This window comes from Ilyobacter sp. (genome assembly GCF_041583315.1).
In the GTDB taxonomy this organism is placed as follows: Bacteria; Fusobacteriota; Fusobacteriia; order Fusobacteriales; family Fusobacteriaceae; genus Ilyobacter.
This window is the reverse complement of record NZ_JBFHGC010000627.1, coordinates 1-1,511: the sequence shown is the minus strand read 5'-3', so window position 1 is coordinate 1,511 and position 1,511 is coordinate 1. Positions and strand designations below refer to the sequence as shown.

2 protein-coding genes are annotated in these 1,511 nt (G+C 37.3%); both read right to left on the bottom strand.

The genetic code is table 11. The features are described 5' to 3' along the window. Nucleotides 1-435 (bottom strand): NAD-dependent epimerase/dehydratase family protein (locus ABZA26_RS14890; protein ID WP_372715267.1); only part of this gene is annotated, 435 nt, incomplete at its 3' end. 27 nt (nt 436-462) lie between these two features. Further along, on the bottom strand, nt 463-1,511 hold a 1,049-nt coding region (gene gmd, locus ABZA26_RS14885; RefSeq protein WP_372715266.1), incomplete at its 5' end, for a GDP-mannose 4,6-dehydratase.

Sequence of the window (1,511 nt, the reverse complement as noted above, 5' to 3'; positions counted from 1 at the left end):
GATACCTGCTATTTTTGCTATTGCATATGCTTCATTTGTAGCTTCTAGTTCACCTGTAAGAAGGGACTCCTCTTTTATAGGTTGAGGAGCAAATTTTGGATAGATACATGAGCTTCCCAGAAATAAAAGTTTCTTGACACCAAATTTATGGGCTGAATTTATTATGTTGGCTTCTATCATTAGATTGTCATATATGAACTCAGCGGGATAGGTGTCATTGGCATATATTCCGCCTACTTTAGCAGCAGCCAAAAATACATACTCAGGTTTTTCCTGTTCAAAAAACTTTTCAACAACATCCTGTCTTCTGAGATCCAAAGAATCAAAATCTCTGACGATTATATTATCATAATTTAGTTTATTCAGTCTTTCAATAAGTGCAGATCCTACCATCCCGCCATGCCCTGCAACATATATTTTTGAATTTAATTTCATAAATATCCTCCGATCTTTTTAAAGTATTTAAATTTTATATTTTTTTCTTAATTCTTCATGACTCATCCTGGTTAGATGATCTCTTTCGACAAATTCCAAGTCATGTATGACCATTATTTTTACAAGATCTTCAAAAGATGTTTTTCTCGGGTTCCATCCCAATAATTCTTTTGATTTTGTCGGATCTCCCAGAAGAGTCTCTACTTCTGAAGGCCTAAAATATTTTGGATCTACCTCTATAAGGACCTCTTTAGTAGACTTTGAGATACCCTTTTCCTCTATACCTTCACCCTGCCAATCGAGCTCTATCCCAGCTTCACGAAAAGCAAGTGTGGCAAATTCTCTAACAGAGTGCTGTTCCCCTGTGGCAATCACAAAATCTTCTGGTTTATCATGCTGGAGTATCATCCACATGCACTCGACATAATCTTTTGCATATCCCCAGTCTCTGAGGGAGTTCAGATTTCCCAGATACAGTTTCTTCTGATATCCCTTTGCTATCCTGGCTGCAGCCAGAGTTATTTTTCTTGTTACAAAAGTTTCCCCTCTTCTTTCAGATTCATGATTGAATAATATACCGTTTGATACAAACATTCCGTAGGATTCCCTGTAATTTTTTGATATCCAGAATCCATATTGTTTTGCTACGGCATAGGGGGACCTTGGATAAAAAGGAGTGGTCTCTTTTTGTGGTATCTCCTGGACTTTCCCGTAGAGTTCAGAGGTAGATGCCTGGTATATTTTAGTTTTATGTGTCAAGCCGAGAAGTCTCACAGCTTCTAGTACTCTCAAGGTACCCACAGCATCTGCATCTGCAGTGTACTCAGGGACTTCAAAAGAGACTTTTACATGAGATTGTGCTGCTAGGTTGTATATCTCATCAGGCTTTATCATCTGAACAATTCTGATAAGGCTGCTAGAATCAGTCATGTCACCATAATAAAGTTCTATATTTCTGTCTTTACGCATGTCTTCTATGGCTTCCTCTAAATATAAATGCTCTATTCTTTTTGTATTAAATGATGATGACCTTCTCATTATACCGTGAACTTCATAACCCTTATCCAGCAAAAATT